Raw genomic sequence first — 17263 nt, forward strand, 5'->3', positions numbered from 1 at the left:
ATGTAGTGATTTTAAATAAGAATACCCCTTTATCCTCCTTTCTAAGGGTTTGTGGTAAAAAAGAACTAGTGTGATTGCGCACAACGTATACGGAACACTGCGCGCTGATTGGATTTAGTAGTAGGTCTTTTGTTTCATATATCATAATATTCCATTCTAAATTTTTATTCAATAGGCAGAAAAAAGTGCAGAAATATTATTTTGTTTTGATAATTTTTTATTGAAAAAGAAGAGCAAACAATGTGCTGTTTGCTCTTAGATCAACGCGTCTTCTTTATCTTCTTTTGAATTCTGATAAGTTTTATAAAAATGGACGATAATCGTTTTTACCACTGCATAGAACGGTACGGCGAATAGAATTCCCAAGAAGCCAGCAATACTTCCGGCAGCAAGTATTAAGGTAATAATAGTTAATGGGTGAAGCTTAAGTGCACGTCCCATAATATTGGGCGAAATGAAATTACCTTCCAGCTGTTGTGCAACTATCATCACGATTGCAACCCAGACAGCCATCATTGGATCTTGGAAAAAGCCAACAATCATCGCAGGAACAACGGAAATAAACGGTCCAATAAATGGAATCACACACATCAACATGCCAAAGAGTGCCAGTGTTAACGCATATTTTAAGCCGATAATTAAATAGCCAATGAATAGTAATATGCCAATACAAAAACTAACAATCAATTGTCCTTGGATATAGGACGCTAACGCTTCATCAATCTTATGCATCAAACTGCGAATGTTCGCTGCCTTTTTTGGATTGAAAATCTGCGTCATAAAGGGGACGAATTTATCACCATCTTTAAGCATGAAAAATAAAAAGAAAGGTACTAGCACCAAGGAGAAGATAAAGCCAATCACCTGACTAATAAAGCCAAAGATAAATGACATTGCTCCTTCGATATACGACTGTAAATTAGATGTTACATGATCTATCGTATCGTTGATATCTGCAGGAATCATATCCTGATTCGATTGCCAGTATGTAACCACGTTTTGGATACCATTAACCATTTCCGGTATATTGTCGATCAAATTGGTAAACTGCTTTTGGGCAATCGGTACAATATAATTAACAATCAGATAAACGATAAGGATTAATAGGATAAAAACAATAAAAATGGCCAAGACACGAGGTACCTTATACTTTTCGAGCAGATGTACAATTGGTTTTGATAAATAAAAAAGGACACCAGCACCGACAATTGGAAAGGCAACCGCCGCCATATATTTAAAAACCGGATCAAAAATAAAATCAGTTGCAGAAATTAATAAGATTAATAGAAAGATCAAAATGAAAGCGACTAAGATCTGGAACCAGCGTTTACCGTACAATACCATCCCAACTTTCTTCATTATTATTCCTATTTTACCGGTAATCTACCATAATAGGAAGAGTTCTTTGTTAGATAATCAGTATAACATGTTGACCGTTAAAATCACTATTCATAGCAGTAGCCCCGTCCAGCTCTAACACAGCAAGAATTCCTTCACACTGAACCTCATACAACTTGTGGTAGTTCAACGTTTGCGCAAATGTTTTCGGTGGGACAAGAGTAACCGCAATCCCAGGAGGTGGCGTTCTTAGTCAGGACGCTTTTGCTATTGTTCTTAGTTTTTACGAACGGAAGATAGAATAAACATCATTCTACCATTTCAAATAGAATTCATTGTAAAAGTGTGCTAGAATTTGAGCATATTATGATAGAACGAATTAGACCCTTACAGGCAGTTATCCCATTTTATCAGCTTCATTTCTTAAAAGCTAGAAGGGGGGGCTTACTGTCTGCTAAGGCGGGATAAAAGGGGATACATGTGATGGAAGCTTGGGAGAAAGTCTACAATAAATGGGCATCGTTTGAGAATCTTGAACCTTCATTAAAAGACGATTTGACTTGCATGAAAAACGATACCGATGCATTGGAAGATGCTTTTTATAAGGAATTATCATTTGGAACGGGTGGTATGCGTGGCATATTAGGGCCTGGAATCAATCGGATGAATAAGTATACAGTACGAAAAGCGGTTAATGGATTAGCAATTTATTTAAAAGCTAACTGTGTCAATGTTAATGATCGTGGTGTTGCCGTATCTTATGATTCCCGGTACATGTCACAGGAATTGGCAATTGAAACTGCTAAAGTACTCGGTGCATATGGAATTAAGGCATATGTATTTGATTCCTTGCATCCTACCCCATTACTATCGTTTGCTGTCCGGTATTTAGGGGCGGTCGCTGGTGTGATGATAACTGCTAGTCACAACCCACCAGCGTACAATGGTTTCAAAGTTTACAATGAAGATGGTGGACAGATTACACCAACGGAAGCCGAAGCGGTTATTTCTTTTATTAACCAGACGGAAAATGAATTAACCGTACCAGTAATAGAGAGAGCTGAGTTAGAAGAAAAAGAATTGTTAAATTGGATAGGTGACGAAATTGATAATGCCTATTTACAGCAGCTAAAGCAGATTTCCAGACTAAGTACCGATGAGCAAAAAACTGCAAAAGATTTACAAATTATTTTTACTCCACTTCATGGGACATCGTATGATTTAGTTTTAAAAGGGTTGAATCAATTGAACTTCCCGCATGTTAACGTTGTGGAAGAACAAGCAAAGCCTGATCCGGAATTTTCCACCGTTGATTCACCAAATCCAGAAGAACATCAGGCATTTACGATGGCGATCGAGCTGGGAAAAAAGAATGGAGCCGATATTTTAATTGGTACGGATCCGGACGCTGACCGTTTAGGCGTCGCTGTCAAAAATAAATCCGGGGAATATACCGTATTAACAGGTAATCAGTTCGGAGCATTGCTGTTGGCATATATCCTAGAACATAGCGATAATGCACTTTTAACAAATGCTCGGTTATTAAAAACAATTGTCACAACCGAGCTTGGTCGCACCATTGCTGATCATTTTGGCGTTGAGACGATTGATACACTAACAGGCTTTAAATATATTGGAGAAAAAATTCGCCAATTCGATGCAACTGGTGAGACATTTATTTTTGGCTTTGAAGAAAGCTATGGTTACTTGATTAGCAGCTTTGCGCGTGATAAAGATGCTGTACAAGCGGCAATGACGGCTTGTGAAATAGCATATCATTGGAAAAAGCAAGGAAAAACGCTACTTGATGCATTGGAAACATTGTATGAGAAATACGGATATTACCAAGAAGGGATGTCCTCGTTAACCTTACAAGGAAAAGAAGGGGCAGAAAAAATCGCTGCTATTGTGGATCGAGTTCGGAAGTCTCCTTTTACGGAAATAGCCGGATTGCAGGTTCTACAGGTGGAAGACTACCTTTCGAGTGAACGTACATTTATGAATGAGAGCCGTAATGTGGAGCAGATTGATTTGCCACAAGAGAATGTCATTAAGTTTATTTTGGAAAATGATAGCTGGGTTTGTCTACGTCCATCAGGAACTGAACCTAAGATAAAATGTTATTACGGTGTATGTGAACAATCCCAAACAAAAAGCGCAGAAAGATTAATAAGCTTGAAACATGCTATGGAAGCAATTATGGAAGGAAATTAATATAATTAGGACCCTCATCCAGTAGGAAGGGTCTTTTTCGTTTGGTCGAAGTCTCTGCGCTGGGGTTGATGATTCTGCGCTCGGGCCGATGATTTTGCATTCGGGCCGATGTTTTTGCATTCGGGCCGATGATTCTGCACTCGGGCCGATGTTTTTGCATTCGGGCCGATGATTCTGCACTCGGGCCGATGTTTTTGCATTCGAGCTGATGTTTTCGCACTCGGGCTGATGATTCTGTTCTCGGGCTGATGATTCTGCTCTCGGGCTGATGATCTCGCTCTCGGGCCGATGTTTTTGCATTCGGGCTGATGATTCTGCTCTCGGGCTGATGTTTTTGCATTCGGGCTGATGATTCTGTTCTCGGGCTGATGTTTTTGCTCTCGGGCTGATGATCTCGCTCTCGGGACGATGTTTTTGCATTCGGGACGATGATCTCGCTCTCGGGCTGATGATCTCGCACTCGGGCCGATGTTTTTGCATTCTGGCTGATGATCTCGCTCTCGGGACAATGTTTTTGCATTCGGGCCGATGATTCTGTTCTCGGGCTGATGTTTCTGCACTCGGGCTGATGATCTCGCTCTTGGGACGATGTTTCGGCGCACGGATCCATGTATCGCTATTTTGTAATATGGCGATACGTTATCTAGTTTTATGTAGTTGAAGCAGAATGATTGCAATCGGATAGAACGGGTAAAACAATAAGAGATGTAGTAAATATGCCAGCTGTAGAAAACAAAAATGAAGGAGCTGTTACAAAATGCCAGTGAATATAAAACGAATATACGAAGATGTTAGTAGCGATGATGGTTTACGCGTATTAGTTGATCGTGTGTGGCCTAGGGGAATGTCAAAGGACAAGGCCAAACTGGATCATTGGATGAAGGAAATCGGACCATCAACAGAATTACGAAAATGGTTCGGTCATGATCCAGATAAATATGATGCATTCAAGAAGAAGTATAAAGATGAGTTGGCAAGTGGTGATCAACAAATTGAACTGGGAAAACTAAAGGAAATCACCAAGGAGCATGATAAAAACCTGACATTATTGTTCTCGGCTAAAGATGAGAAGTACAACCAAGCACAAGTACTTAAGGAAATATTGGATCATCAATAAGAAATTCACGATATGTGCAGGTTCATAGTTGCCATATTGAAAGCGAGGGTGATCAAGCCATTTCGTCAACAAGGCGATCTATCATTTGGCGACTTTTTCAACAACTGCTAAAATAACAGCGAGGTGATAAAATGGCGGAGCATCATTTTCATTTACAAGCAGATTGGCCAGGTGGTCGAAATAGTGAAGGGCTGATTAAAGCAGGTAATTTGGAGACGAAAATTTCTATCCCACCTGAAATGGATGGACCTGGGATCGGGACAAACCCTGATGAGATGTTGTTAGGAGCAGCAGCAACGTGTTATATCATAACGTTAGCGGCTATGATTGAACGGGCGAACTTGCCATTACAGGAGATGGCTCTTGAATCAGAGGGTATTGTCGATGTAACGAACGGTGTTTTCACGTATAAAAAAATCATACATAAACCAACCGTTTCCTTAAAGAGCGACGCAACCCAGGACGAGTATAACAAGCTCAAAAAGCTGGTGGAAAAGGCGGAAAAAAGCTGTATGATTTCCCGTGCGATTGCAGGTAATGTTGAACTTGAACTGCAAGCAACCATTGAATAAATGTAACGATCTGCACGTCTTAGTAGTTCCGATACTGTGGGGAAATGTTACAAAATAACGGAAACCACGGCTAGCATTAGAAATACACACAAAAACGCATGGATAATGATAAAATTCATGCGTTTTTAATTTAGGCGCCATTTGGTTCAAGTACATTTTTTACCATTTCCTAACAAAAAATCCAGTCGCTTTATTAAGACTGAATTCTCTTCTCAAGGTTATTTACGAAAAAGCTGAGAACACTCGTGACTTCAGTCATGAGATGAATCGGCTTCGGATAGGGCGTGGTTATGCCGCGTTAACTATCCGACATATGTTCATCCAAAAATGTACAAAAAATCACAAATATAATACCATTATTCCCCCTAAACGTTTTAGCATATGTTATCATTAGCACGAGGTGAAAGATTTTGACAGACGTAAAACGTGGTAGGGGATATGTATACTGTATTCAGTACCATATTGTTTGCTGCATCAAATAGCAAAAGATAATGGCTTTACTATTTCAAAAAATGAAACCGATTACGACCATATTCATCTTCATGTCGACTGCCCCCCACAACACTCCATTCCAACCATGATCAAAACATTAAAAGGTGTCTCTGCAAGATTACTATTTAAAGAGTTCCCTAGCTTATTGTGGAATTCCAGTTACTTTGTCGCAACCGTAAGCGAAAAGACAGAACAACAGATACGCCAATACATTGGTTATCAACAAAAAATAGCGAAAGGGGCTGAACCTAATGGCGTCACCAACCTATGTGCTTACTTTGCCTTTGAAAGTGGAAATATGGCAAGAGCACATTTTAGAAAAACGCTTAAACATTGGGCGGAATATCTACAATGCCTGTCTAGGTGAAGCATGGCGCAGATATAAATGCATGATACGGAATCCTAGATATTGGGAATTGGTTCGTATGCCAAAAGGAAAAGAACGCAATCAACTTCTGAATAAGTTGAAAGAACAATACGGCGTTCGTAAATTCGACTTAAATAGGTACGTTCAAGAAATGGGGCGTAAGTTTAAGCAAAACATTGGTTCTCAAATGACTCAGAATATCGCTGAACGAGCATTTCGAGCAGTGGAGAAAATCATGTACGGGAATGGTAAGAAAGTACGTTTTTGTTCGGTAGACCAATTTTTTTCGTTAGAAGAAAAGACCAACAAGACGGGTTTTCGTTATTTTCCCGAAAACGAACGCATGGAATGGTTAGGGCTTATTCTGCCCGTTATGATAAAAGATCAAGATGAATACGCACACTTTGCTCTTCAAGATAAAATCAAATATTGCCGGCTTTTAAAAAGGCGAATTCGTGGTAAAAATCGTTACTTCGTTCAATTTGTATTAGAAGGTTTTCCGCCAGAGAAACGTAATCAGAACTATTCCAAAGATGAAAACGCGCGTGTAGGATTAGATATTGGCATATCTACAATTGCTATTGCTTCTGAAAAGGAAGTAAAGCTGTTAGAGCTTGCAGAAGGTTTGTCCGAAGAAGAACGCAAAAAACGGATCTTACAGCGTAAATCTGATCGTCAGCGTAGAGCGAATAACCCTGGTAAATATAAAGAAAATGGCACCATCAATCCATCAAATCGAGATAAATGGATTCAAAGTGAAAACTACAAGAAAACCCGAAAAGAATTAGCGGAGATGAGCCGGAAGGTAGCTGCTAAGAGAAAGCAAGCGCACAACCAACTGGCAAACCATATTCTATCGTTAGGTTTAGATGTCCGAGTGGAGACGATGAATTTCAAAGGGTTTCAAGTAAAAGCAAAGAAAACAGAGGTTAGTGAAAAGACAGGACGGTACAAACGGAAAAAACGTTTTGGGAAGTCATTAGCGAATCGTGCGCCATCGCTGCTTCTTTCGATTATCGACAACAAACTAAACTATTTCGGCTTAAAACTAAAGCGGATTGACACTGCTAAAGTGAAAGCCAGTCAATTTGAACACTTCACGCAAACATACGTGAAGAAAAAACTTTGGGAACGTTGGAATCACTTTGAACAAGGTAATGTTCAACGTGATTTGTATAGTGCCTTTCTAATCATGAATACAAAAGATAATCTATATGAAATAGATGTTGGACGAGCAAACGAAACATGGAACAACTTCTTTGATAAGCATGACCGGGAAATGGAACGATTGAAACATGTGAATAAGAAACAATTAAGTAGTATTGGTTTGTGAAGTTTAAATACAAAAGGGTTTTGAACCGAGCCCACAGGGCGATAATGGCAGCAATCGTTGCCTCGTCCATGAAAGTCTAAGGGAAATAGCTTAGTGGCTCATGTCAGCTGAAAACTCGTTTTTCGGTCATTCAGACGAAGGCTGAATGAAAGTACCTTAGAACCTCGTGACTTTAGTCATGAGAGGTTCAGTTTTGTGTCATGTTTTCCTGTTTTCTCACTTAAGTAATCAACATCGTACATAATACCGTCAACCTTCCTAGATATTAAATTTAAAGGACCTTTAACATCCTCCTGTTGACTTTTCTCTATTTTATCAAGTCTCTGTAGTACCTCTTTAAACTGGCCGTCAACTTTAATAAACTGATTGTCAACCTTATCAAACTGACGATCAATTTTATCAAATCGTTCTAAGATGATTTTAAGCAATTCTTCATTATCCATTTAATCACCTCTTTATTAAATCTATTATATTGATTATACCATATACGTATGCTGTTATTTTATAAATTTTAGTTAATACCTCTATCTTTTCAAAACACCGCTAGAACCATAAAAGAATCGCTAACATGAGTTTGCCGCGCTGCTTTTTTAAATGAAAATGTTTGCTAGCATTTAATTTTCTTGACACATTATTGGTTCCCCTTGTATAGTATTAAAGCATACTAAAAACATCGGAATTATTAATATTTAATTCTGATTTTGAATTGGCGGGTGCTTACGTTAGACAGAACAGGAAAGGCACTTGCAGCATAGACAAATATAATCAACAACAGAGGAGGAAAAAGAGTGGATGCATTTTTAGTCATTGTAAACGTTGCCGTGTTAGTAGCAATCATTGGTCTTCTTATTTGGATGCAAAAAAGGCATTTATCATTTACAAAACGCGTGTTCACAGGTTTAGGCGTTGGGATTGTGCTTGGCGCTATTTTACAAGCAATTTATGGCGCCGGTTCAGAGGTATTAACACAAACAACAGATTGGTACAATATCGTTGGGCGGGGATATATTAATTTACTAATGATGATCGTTGTGCCGCTTGTTATGGTATCGATTATTCAGTCGATTATAAATTTAAAAAAATCATCAGAACTAGGTAAAATGTCTGCATGGATTATCGGTATTCTTGTCGCAACTGCCATGATAGCGGCGCTTGTAGGTATTGGTAGTGCTGCATTATTCGATCTTAATGCGGATCAGATTGAAGCAGGTCAGGCAGAAAATGATCGTAGTACAATGCTGGAATCGACATTAGGTGATGTGGAAGATATGTCTACGCCTGATAAAATTCTAAGCTTTATTCCATCAAACATCTTTTTGGATATGACACAAGGACGATCTACATCTGTTATTGCGGTAGTAATATTTTCTCTAATTGTCGGGATTGCTGTCTTAGGATTACGCAGAAAGAACCCGGAACAAGCTGACGTGTTTACAAAAATAATAAATTCACTGTATGCCGTTGTGATGCGGATTGTAACGTTGATTCTAAGGTTGACACCATTTGGTATTTTAGCACTCATGGCGAATACAGTGGCAAACACTGATTTCGCTGGCATTATTGAATTAGGTAAATTTGTTATTGCTTCTTACGTGGCAATTATAGCTATGTTTATTATTCATTTGATTCTAGTAGGTGTATTCGGCTTAAGCCCAATGACGTACTTGAAAAAAGTGATGCCTGTATTAACCTTTGCCTTTACATCGCGTTCAAGTGCGGGAACGATTCCGTTAAACATTCAAGCACAGAAAAACTCACTTGGCGTTCACGAAGGTATTGCAAACATGTCGGCATCATTTGGTGCAACAATTGGTCAAAATGGTTGTGCAGGACTCTATCCGGCCATGCTCGCGATTATGATTGCACCATCAGTTGGAATTGATCCATTTACATTTAGTTTCATTGCAAAATTAGTATTAATCGTCGGTATCAGTTCATTTGGTGTAGCAGGTGTTGGTGGTGGAGCAACATTTGCAGCTATAATCGTTCTATCGTCCATGGGCTTGCCAGTAGGACTCGCTGGACTGCTTATCTCTATCGAAGCACTAATTGATATGGGACGTACAGCACTTAATGTGAATGATGCAATGGTAACAGGAACCCTAACATCACGGATCTTAGGAAAATTAAATCTAAAAACATTTAATGATAAAGCAGCAATTGAAAAAGATATAGCATTGTAAAGAAATGGTCGCTTCCGGTTGGGAGCGACCATTTTTGTATCGCACATTTATGGGTCGCGCACCCTGGCCGAAAAGTCGCGCACCCCGAGCAAAAAGACGCATACCCCGGCCGGAAAGTCATGTATCCAGAGTCAAGTCGCCGAACAAACGTGAAAAGTCGCCGGACGAACGCAGAAAGTCGCCGGACGATCGCGGAAAGTCGCCGGACGAACGGGGGAAGCCGCCGGACGAACGGGGAAAGTCGCCGGACGAACGGGGAAAGTCGCCGGACGAACGGGGAAAGTCGCCGGACGAACGGGGAAAGTCGCCGGACGAACGGGGAAAGTCGCCGAACAAACGGGGGAAGCCGCCGAACGAATGCGGAAAGTCGCCGGACAACCATGAAACGTCGCGGCACCCCGGCCATGAGTCGTCCCCTAAGCTACCTCTCCACCAAGGCCTTCACCTTTTCTAAGTCCTGTTTTTCTTTCACCGCAAAATAATCGGCAAATGGACATCCGAGCAACTGGACACGCTCCACCACATTCTTAATCGTGAATTGTACGGGGGTTAATCCTTCTTGTAATTCCTCCCAAAATAATGGTGTGGCAACGGTTGCTTCGGCAGTTTTTCTAGTTGAATATGGTGCAATAATTGTTTTGTCTTTTCCATGCTGAACATAATCAATGTACATGCGCTCGTACCGATTTTTCTTCATTCGCTCCGTCGTAAAATAATTGGGGTATGCGTTCTCAATTGTCCAGGCAATGGCTTGTGTAAAAATAGCTGTTTCGTCATATGTCAAACTGTTTTCTGGAATGGGAATATGAACCTGTAGCCCTTTATTTCCTGATGTTTTAACAAAGGAAATGAGTGATAAATCATCAAGAATTTGTTTCACTAACTTTGCGGCATGGATGGCGAGCGAAAAGCGTTCACGGTCCGGTGGGTCAAGATCAAATACGATTTCAGATGGATTCGAATTGCCCGCTTTTTGAAACGGAATATGATACTCCATTGCCCCGTGATTGCCAAACCACGTTAGGGCCTCCAGCGTATTGCATATAATAAACGTTTCTCCATCCATTTCTAGACTATCGACATATGATGGTGCGTAATCGGGAAGATGTTTTTGGAAAAATGATTCACCTGTTACACCGTCAGGACAGCGGATTAGAGTAAGGGCATGATCTCTTAAAAACGGCATCATATAAGGAGAAATCTCCCGCAAATAAACGAGCAAATCTCCTTTTGTTAAATTGCTTTTTGGCCAAAAGACCTTATCTGTATTAGTTAGATCTAATTCCTCGGGGAGCATGGCCATATCTAGTCGCAGTTTATCGATTGTACATTCGGAAGCGGACGTATTTACTAACAGATTAGCAAATTCCGGTTCGCGAAGTTCACTTTTCAGCAAATCCAATGTATGTATGCTGGCACAAATAGCTGGAGGTAATGCAAAGCCTCCTTCCAGCTGTTCTCCTCGTGTTGAAAATAATTGTTTCAATGTTCCCAATGCCTCCGAATCCATTCCGTGTTTACATTTACCAATTTCAACGATGTCTGGTCCGTCATAAACATTTGCTGTAAAATAATCGTTCTTCGTATCAAAAAAGGTTAGGACACACTGGATCGAACGCCAATTTTTTATTTTAAACCAATCATTATGCTGCTTGCCATTTCCGTAAACACTATTTTTCCGCTTTGCAATGATGCCTTCCCCTTTATGTGCGAAAATAATATTCCATAATTCATTTGGGTTTTCATAAAAGGGGACATAACTTAGACGGTTCCCTAGCGAAATATCCGCATTCAAATTCCCATCTGCAAATAAATTCGATAACTTGTTTTTCCGCTTCTGAAAACTTTCTTGTATCAGATCAGAGCCTGCCTTTTGAAGCATATCAAAGGCAAGAAATGTTGCAGCTCTTTTATCGGCAGCATTGTTAATGGATGTTTTATCCTTCAGTCTGCCGCGTTTTTGTATCCAAGAGAAGTTGGCTTGATAAGGATTATTTAGTATTACCAATTCGCCATCGAGTTTGAGTGGGAGAAATTCGCTAAGAGATGCTTGATGTGCTAGACAATAGTCCACAATCTCAGGAAAATTCGCTGTCAGATCTTTATCATTTTTGCTTGTTAAAGTAATCCGATTTGTTTCCCAATGTAACACACAGCGGAAGCCATCATATTTTACTTCAAATAACCAATCATCTTCACGCGGAATGTTAGTACTAGCAATAGGCTTCATTAGAATCATCTCAGCATTCCTCCTTATTCTTTTTAGGGTGGCTTGTTCCACAAAAAATAATCCATGAAGGATAAAAATAATTGGAATCGGCACAATATGAAAAAAGGGGGGTTCTTGCTTTGCATACGATGTGGAAAGGAACAATAAGTTTTGGCTTGGTGAACATTCCAGTAAAAATGCATGCGGCAACAGAGAACAAAGATGTTAAGCTCAGACAGTTGCATAAAGAATGCCAATCTCCAATTAAATATGAACGTGTTTGTCCCGTATGTGATCGGGAAGTGAAAAATGACGAAATTGTTAAAGCATATGAATACGCCAAGAATAAATTTGTCGTGTTAGATGACGAAGAGTTAGAGGCGTTAAAGAAGGAGCAAGAGGATAAAGCGGTTGAAATTGCTGACTTTGTCAAATTAGAGGAAATCGACCCCATTTATTTTGAGAAAAGCTATTATTTGTCTCCAAATGAAGGAGGCGCAAAAGCATATGGCTTATTGCGGGCTGCCTTAAAGGACTCAGGGAAAATAGGGATTGCTAAGATGATTATCCGGTCGAAGGAGCAATTGGCTGTCATTCGTGTTTATGAAAATACACTTGTTGTGGAGACAATCCATTATCCGGATGAGGTTCGGCAGGTTCAAGATGTCCCAAATGTTCCGGAAGAAGTCGAACAAACACAAAAAGAATTGGACACCGCGAAAATGCTCGTTGATCAGTTAACAACGGAATTTGATCCAGAAAAGTATAACGACGATTATCGCACTGCATTGCTCGATTTAATCGAGGAGAAGAAAAATAAAGAACAAGTTGTTACAGGTGATGAAAAACCAGCGCCAGATAATGTTACCAATCTTATGGATGCTTTACAGGCATCATTGGATCGGGCCAAAACCGACAAACCAAAACCAAAACAGCCAAAGAAGAAAACAAAGGTAAGTACACAAAAGAAGAAGAAGATTGCCAAGTAGGCACTTGCGGGTTTCTGCAAGTGCTGTATTTTTTGACTTAAACAGCTTGTAAAATGTGGCAAATTCATGAAAAGTATTACGCGATTATATCTGTCTTGCAACCGATTTACAATTCATTTACAACCTCATGAAATCGCTAGTTTGCCTACGTATTTCTGTTTGAAAAGGGGTAAACTTGAATACAGATTAGCACGATTTCAAAAAAGGGGATTGAGTTGTATGGAAAGAAATGCTTATTTTGATAACGCGAAACTTGCATTGATTTTTCTAGTAGTATTTGGTCATATGATTCAACCATTTACTAGCGATTTGCACAGCATCAACACGTTGTATATGTGGATTTATACTTTTCATATGCCCGCGTTTATTTTCTTATCAGGATTTTTTGCAAAAGGATCAGGAAATAAAGATTATATTATGAAACTAGCCAAAAAACTTTTACTACCGTATATTATTTTCCAAATCTTGTATACAGTGTTTTATTTCTATATTGGAAAAGATGATTGGCAAACAGGAATATTTTATCCACAGTGGTCATTGTGGTTTTTATTTAGTCTGTTTAGCTGGCACATGCTGTTATATTGGTTCAAAAAGATACCAGCTGTTTTAAGTGTGATAATTGCTATTCAATTAGGATTAATTGTTGGTTACTTTGGGGATATCGGTCATACGTTTAGTTTGTCACGTACGTTTGTCTTTTTTCCGTTTTTCTTACTTGGTTATTGGTTGAAAACGGACCATGTTTTACTGCTGAAAAAGAAGGGCGTTAAAATCGCATCCTTAGTTATCATGCTGTCTGTTGCGACTGCAATTTATTTTGTACCAGATATGAATACTGGCTGGCTGTTGGCATCCAAATCATATGGAATGCTTGGAATGCCGGAGTATGGTGGTCTTGCACGATTACTTGTGTACGTAACCTCTGCACTAATGGCAGTGAGTATACTAGCCTGGATACCAAAAAGCAAAAATAGATTAACTGTTTTGGGGACACGAACACTCTATGTTTATTTGTTGCATGGCTTTTTCATCCAAATTTTCCGAGAAACACAGTTGTTTGAAATAAATAATGCGCTTGACCTGATTGGATTAGCTGTGATTTCCGCAACGATTGTCCTTGTATTATCAAGTAAAGCGATACAAGGGGTTTGGCAGCCATTCATTGAAGGGAAGACATCTATTATAAGAGGTGTCTTTGGGAGAAAAGCAGAACACAACCAGACCTAACACATGATTTCAAATTTAAGCAGCAAGGGGAAGGTGAATGAAATGAAGATTTGTGTATTCGGAGCTAATGGTTATCTTGGTGCTTCGGTATATAAGCAATTAAAACATGTAGAAGCAGATGAAGTGGTTGGAACTTATTTACAAGAGCCGGCATTATCAGATGGTCTTGTTAAGTTAGATGTCAATCAGCCGGAATCTTTTTCAGAGTTCTATAAGAAGGAAAATCCGGATGTCGTTGTTTGGGCAGTTATGAGTGGACCAAATGAACACAAATTAACAGATCAAGGGTTGATGCACTTGATCACACACCTGACACCCAAAACAAAATTGATCTACCTCTCATCTGACGTTGTTTTCTCGGATGGGAATGGTCCATATGATGAGTCGGATTCATTGTCTAATTTACCTGAGGATCATTCGTTTAGTAATTATACAAATGGGAAAGTAAAAGCAGAGCGCCTGATTAATAATGAACTAACAAACTATGTTATTTTACGGGCTGGTCCGATTTATGGGGAGAACGGAATTGGTAGACTTGATGAACGAACAGATCAATTATCCTATCATTTACGCTCGGGAAAACCAATTGAATTCCGCGATGACTTGGTTCGGACGTTTGTTCACATTGATGATTTAACAAAAGTAATCGAAGAAATGATTTATAATGACGTGACAGGAGTTTATCACGTTGGGCAAGATGTGAGTCAGAGTTTCTATAAGTTTATGAAAGCAACGGCGAAACAACTAGGTTATGATGATTTGCTAGTGAAAAAAGCTAGTGAAGCAGAAAGAGTCGATACTGAAATTCCAAAAGATACCTCGTTAGTAACAGACAGAATTAAACAGGTTATCAACATATAATCAAAAAAAGCAGCCATCACAGCAAATTAAAACTGTGACGGCTGCTTTTTCATTTCGTAGTGTTTGTTGCTATTTAATGCGTAGTTGCTAGAAATTGCGACATAACTGCAGGGCTCTTTTCTATAAGTACGCGCATTTCCCACCGTCCGGGATCGCTCCGGGTGGATGCTTTCCGCGGGCACGGCCTCAGCCTCCTTGCCCCGGCGAGGGGTATGTCGACGTTGTCCGCAAAGGACGGTTTTAGTCGACCCTCCTTTTCAAACCACTCTGCGGGGTCTTCGGACACGTGCTGGGGCTGCGCTAACTCGCCCCACCGAAAACCATTGTTCCCGCAGGACAAGGAAGGCTACGTCAGCGATACATCGCACGAAGAAAAAGTGCTTTTCTTTTTCGAGGAGTCACCACCCTCCACTCACCCGGACTAGTGAAGTGGTAGAATGTGGCTTGGTAGAACACATGCACCTACAGTTAATAGTAGTAAATGCAAAACCAGTGGAGGAAATACGCGGAGACTCCTGGGGGAGGAAAGGCCTAGATGAGACCCCGCAGTGCGGAAGGGGAACAAAGGCTAAGGTCGCCACGTCCTGTGGCAACGCCTTTGTGACCAACGTCGTGTTGGCCTGAGGAGGCTCAGCAGCCGCCCCCAGAAAGCGTAGTGTATTTCCGGAACGGCGAGGGAGCAATTTCTTAGTTACTTCGCATTTTATAGCCATTGTGTCAAAAGCAACAAATGTTTTCGATGGGGCGAGTAATCGCAGTCCCAATCTTTTAGAAAACGAATTTAAAAAATAATATGTGCAATCAATGTAATAATCGGTAGTGTGATAAGGGTTCGTAGTAAAAAGATAATAAATAGATCTTTGAATGATACTGGTACTTTGGAACCTAGTAACAATCCACCGACTTCAGACATGTAAATGAGCTGTGTTACAGACAATGCGGCAATGATAAATCTGGTAATCTCAGCATCGATGGATGAGCCAATTATTGCTGGCAGGAACATATCGGCAAATCCAACCAATATTGTTTCCGATGCAGCCTCTGCAAATGGTACTTGCATAACTTCCAACAGTGGAATAAACGGTACCCCAAGCCATTGGAAAAATGGAGTGTATTCGGCAATGACCAGTGCAACCAGGCCAAATGCCATTACAACTGGCGCAACACCCATCCACATGTCCAGGATATTTTGACCGCCTTCTTTGAAAAATTTCCAGACACTTGATTCTTTTTTGGCTTGGTCAAGTGCTTTTTGATAACCGAAAGTAAGGCTATTATGTCCTTCAGGGATCTGCTCCTCAATATCACCCTCCGCCTCATTAATATATGTATTTGGTTTGCGGGATAATGGTGGTATGCGCGGCATGATCAACGCAGCGATAAATCCGGCAATAAGTACAGTTGCATAAAACGGCACAAACATGTTGATAAGCCCAACTTGATCAATGACAACTAATGTAAAGGTGATTGAAACGACGGAAAATGTTGTTCCGATAACTGCCGCTTCCCGTTTTGTATAATAACCGTCTTCATACTGTTTGCTTGTTAATAATACGCCAATTGTTCCGTCACCAATCCAAGAAGCAAGCGAATCAATGGATGAACGGCCTGGCAACTTAAATAATGGGCGCATGATTTTTGTCATCAATGTTCCGAATAAATCGAGCAATCCAAAATTCATTAATAACGGTAAAAATAAACCAGCAAATAAAAACACAGCAAATAATACATGCAATAAATCACCGAGCAGCATTTGACCAGTGCTTTCTCCATAAACAGCTTCCGGACCAAGCTGGAAATATACCATCACAGCAAATATCGCTGCCAATACCCTTGTTACTGTCCAAAAGGCACTAACATAGAATAATTGCTGAAAAAATGGTGTCTTTTGGAAGGCAGCTTGCCCCGCTATTTTTGCGATCACTGTCATAATGGCAGTGATTACGATAATAATCATCATGATAGCTGATAACTGATTAGCTAGTACATCCTGGACCCAATTGGCTAAAACCGCAATGGGAATGGTAAATCCATCATCTGTTGGGACTGGTGTCATAAATAAAAAGACACCGAGTAATGATGGGATAATAAATTTGAGGTGGTCACTTAGTGCGTATTTTTTTGATTTCATGTTCTTCCCCCTAAGTCGAAAACAGCATTTTCTTTTTATTATAAAGAGAATTGGTTATATAAGCAATTCAATTTTCTAAAAAGAGTGATTAGTCATACATAAATGATATGTTAACTTTTAGCATATACTATTTATTCTACAGGCTAATAGAAAGTTAAGCTAGGGTTAAATTAATTTTTATGAATAAAAATGTATAAATATAAATTATAAATACAAAAGATAGTACTCGA

14 protein-coding genes and 1 pseudogene are annotated in these 17263 nt (G+C 39.8%); 10 read left to right on the forward strand and 5 right to left on the reverse strand.

What is annotated here, in order from left to right; genetic code table 11:
• Positions 1 to 255 precede the first annotated feature (255 nt).
• On the reverse strand, positions 256 to 1359 hold the full coding sequence (locus C8270_RS06020) for an AI-2E family transporter (RefSeq protein ID WP_234028493.1): 1104 nt from the start codon (positions 1357 to 1359) through the stop codon (positions 256 to 258).
• A gap of 462 nt (positions 1360 to 1821) precedes the next feature.
• On the opposite strand from C8270_RS06020, the gene C8270_RS06025 reads away from it, so the two are divergent.
• Entirely contained in the window at positions 1822 to 3552 is a 1731-nt protein-coding gene (locus tag C8270_RS06025; RefSeq protein WP_106495966.1) for a phospho-sugar mutase, read from the forward strand.
• On the opposite strand, the gene C8270_RS19775 is transcribed toward C8270_RS06025, so the two are convergent.
• Positions 3536 to 4162 (reverse strand): hypothetical protein, encoded by a 627-nt coding sequence (locus C8270_RS19775; protein ID WP_158701611.1) that lies wholly within the window; start codon positions 4160 to 4162, stop codon positions 3536 to 3538. The two genes, C8270_RS06025 and C8270_RS19775, sit on opposite strands and share 17 nt — an antisense overlap.
• A gap of 147 nt (positions 4163 to 4309) precedes the next feature.
• Here C8270_RS19775 and C8270_RS06030 point away from each other — a divergent pair, with 147 nt between their 5' ends.
• From C8270_RS06030 to C8270_RS06045, 4 genes and pseudogenes are all read left to right on the forward strand, one after another.
• Positions 4310 to 4669: a DUF488 domain-containing protein gene (locus C8270_RS06030; protein WP_106495967.1), complete on the forward strand. Its 360-nt coding sequence runs from the start codon at positions 4310 to 4312 to the stop codon at positions 4667 to 4669.
• Positions 4670 to 4800: 131 nt separating this feature from the next.
• Positions 4801 to 5241 carry an OsmC family protein gene (locus tag C8270_RS06035; protein ID WP_106495968.1) on the forward strand — a complete coding sequence of 147 codons (441 nt, stop codon included), beginning with the start codon at positions 4801 to 4803 and terminating at the stop codon, positions 5239 to 5241.
• Positions 5242 to 5651: 410 nt separating this feature from the next.
• Positions 5652 to 5959: pseudogene (gene tnpA / locus C8270_RS06040) on the forward strand (IS200/IS605 family transposase); the annotation flags it as partial.
• A gap of 199 nt (positions 5960 to 6158) precedes the next feature.
• Positions 6159 to 7433 carry a transposase gene (locus C8270_RS06045; RefSeq protein WP_234028494.1) on the forward strand — a complete coding sequence of 425 codons (1275 nt, stop codon included), beginning with the start codon at positions 6159 to 6161 and terminating at the stop codon, positions 7431 to 7433.
• Positions 7434 to 7609: 176 nt separating this feature from the next.
• Here C8270_RS06045 and C8270_RS06050 read toward each other — a convergent pair whose 3' ends face one another.
• Entirely contained in the window at positions 7610 to 7876 is a 267-nt protein-coding gene (locus C8270_RS06050) for a hypothetical protein (RefSeq protein ID WP_106495970.1), read from the reverse strand.
• A gap of 345 nt (positions 7877 to 8221) precedes the next feature.
• On the opposite strand from C8270_RS06050, the gene C8270_RS06055 reads away from it, so the two are divergent.
• Complete coding sequence (locus C8270_RS06055; RefSeq protein ID WP_106495971.1) at positions 8222 to 9616, forward strand: L-cystine transporter; 1395 nt, start codon at positions 8222 to 8224, stop codon at positions 9614 to 9616.
• Positions 9617 to 9650: 34 nt separating this feature from the next.
• Positions 9651 to 10070, forward strand: coding sequence for a hypothetical protein (locus tag C8270_RS19780; protein ID WP_158701612.1), 420 nt, complete (start codon positions 9651 to 9653; stop codon positions 10068 to 10070).
• Here the strand turns inward: C8270_RS19780 and C8270_RS06060 are convergent.
• Positions 10038 to 11855, reverse strand: a complete 1818-nt coding sequence (locus C8270_RS06060) for a DNA ligase D (protein ID WP_106495972.1) — start codon at positions 11853 to 11855, stop codon at positions 10038 to 10040. The genes C8270_RS19780 and C8270_RS06060 overlap by 33 nt on opposite strands.
• 110 nt (positions 11856 to 11965) lie before the next feature.
• Between C8270_RS06060 and ku the strand changes: the two genes are divergently transcribed.
• The 3 genes from ku to C8270_RS06075 all read left to right on the forward strand — a co-directional run bounded on the left by ku (position 11966) and on the right by C8270_RS06075 (position 14902).
• Positions 11966 to 12814, forward strand: a complete 849-nt coding sequence (gene ku / locus C8270_RS06065; protein WP_106495973.1) for a non-homologous end joining protein Ku — start codon at positions 11966 to 11968, stop codon at positions 12812 to 12814.
• 219 nt (positions 12815 to 13033) lie between these two features.
• The gene (locus C8270_RS06070; protein ID WP_106495974.1) at positions 13034 to 14041 is read left to right on the forward strand and encodes an acyltransferase family protein; all 1008 of its coding nucleotides are present in this window, start codon (positions 13034 to 13036) and stop codon (positions 14039 to 14041) included.
• 42 nt (positions 14042 to 14083) lie between these two features.
• Complete coding sequence (locus tag C8270_RS06075; protein ID WP_106495975.1) at positions 14084 to 14902, forward strand: sugar nucleotide-binding protein; 819 nt, start codon at positions 14084 to 14086, stop codon at positions 14900 to 14902.
• A gap of 781 nt (positions 14903 to 15683) precedes the next feature.
• On the opposite strand, the gene C8270_RS06085 is transcribed toward C8270_RS06075, so the two are convergent.
• The gene (locus tag C8270_RS06085; RefSeq protein ID WP_106495977.1) at positions 15684 to 17033 is read right to left on the reverse strand and encodes a YjiH family protein; all 1350 of its coding nucleotides are present in this window, start codon (positions 17031 to 17033) and stop codon (positions 15684 to 15686) included.
• Positions 17034 to 17263 lie beyond the last annotated feature (230 nt).

It is taken from the genome of Lentibacillus sp. Marseille-P4043, from assembly GCF_900258515.1.
GTDB lineage: Bacteria > Bacillota > Bacilli > Bacillales > Amphibacillaceae > Lentibacillus_C.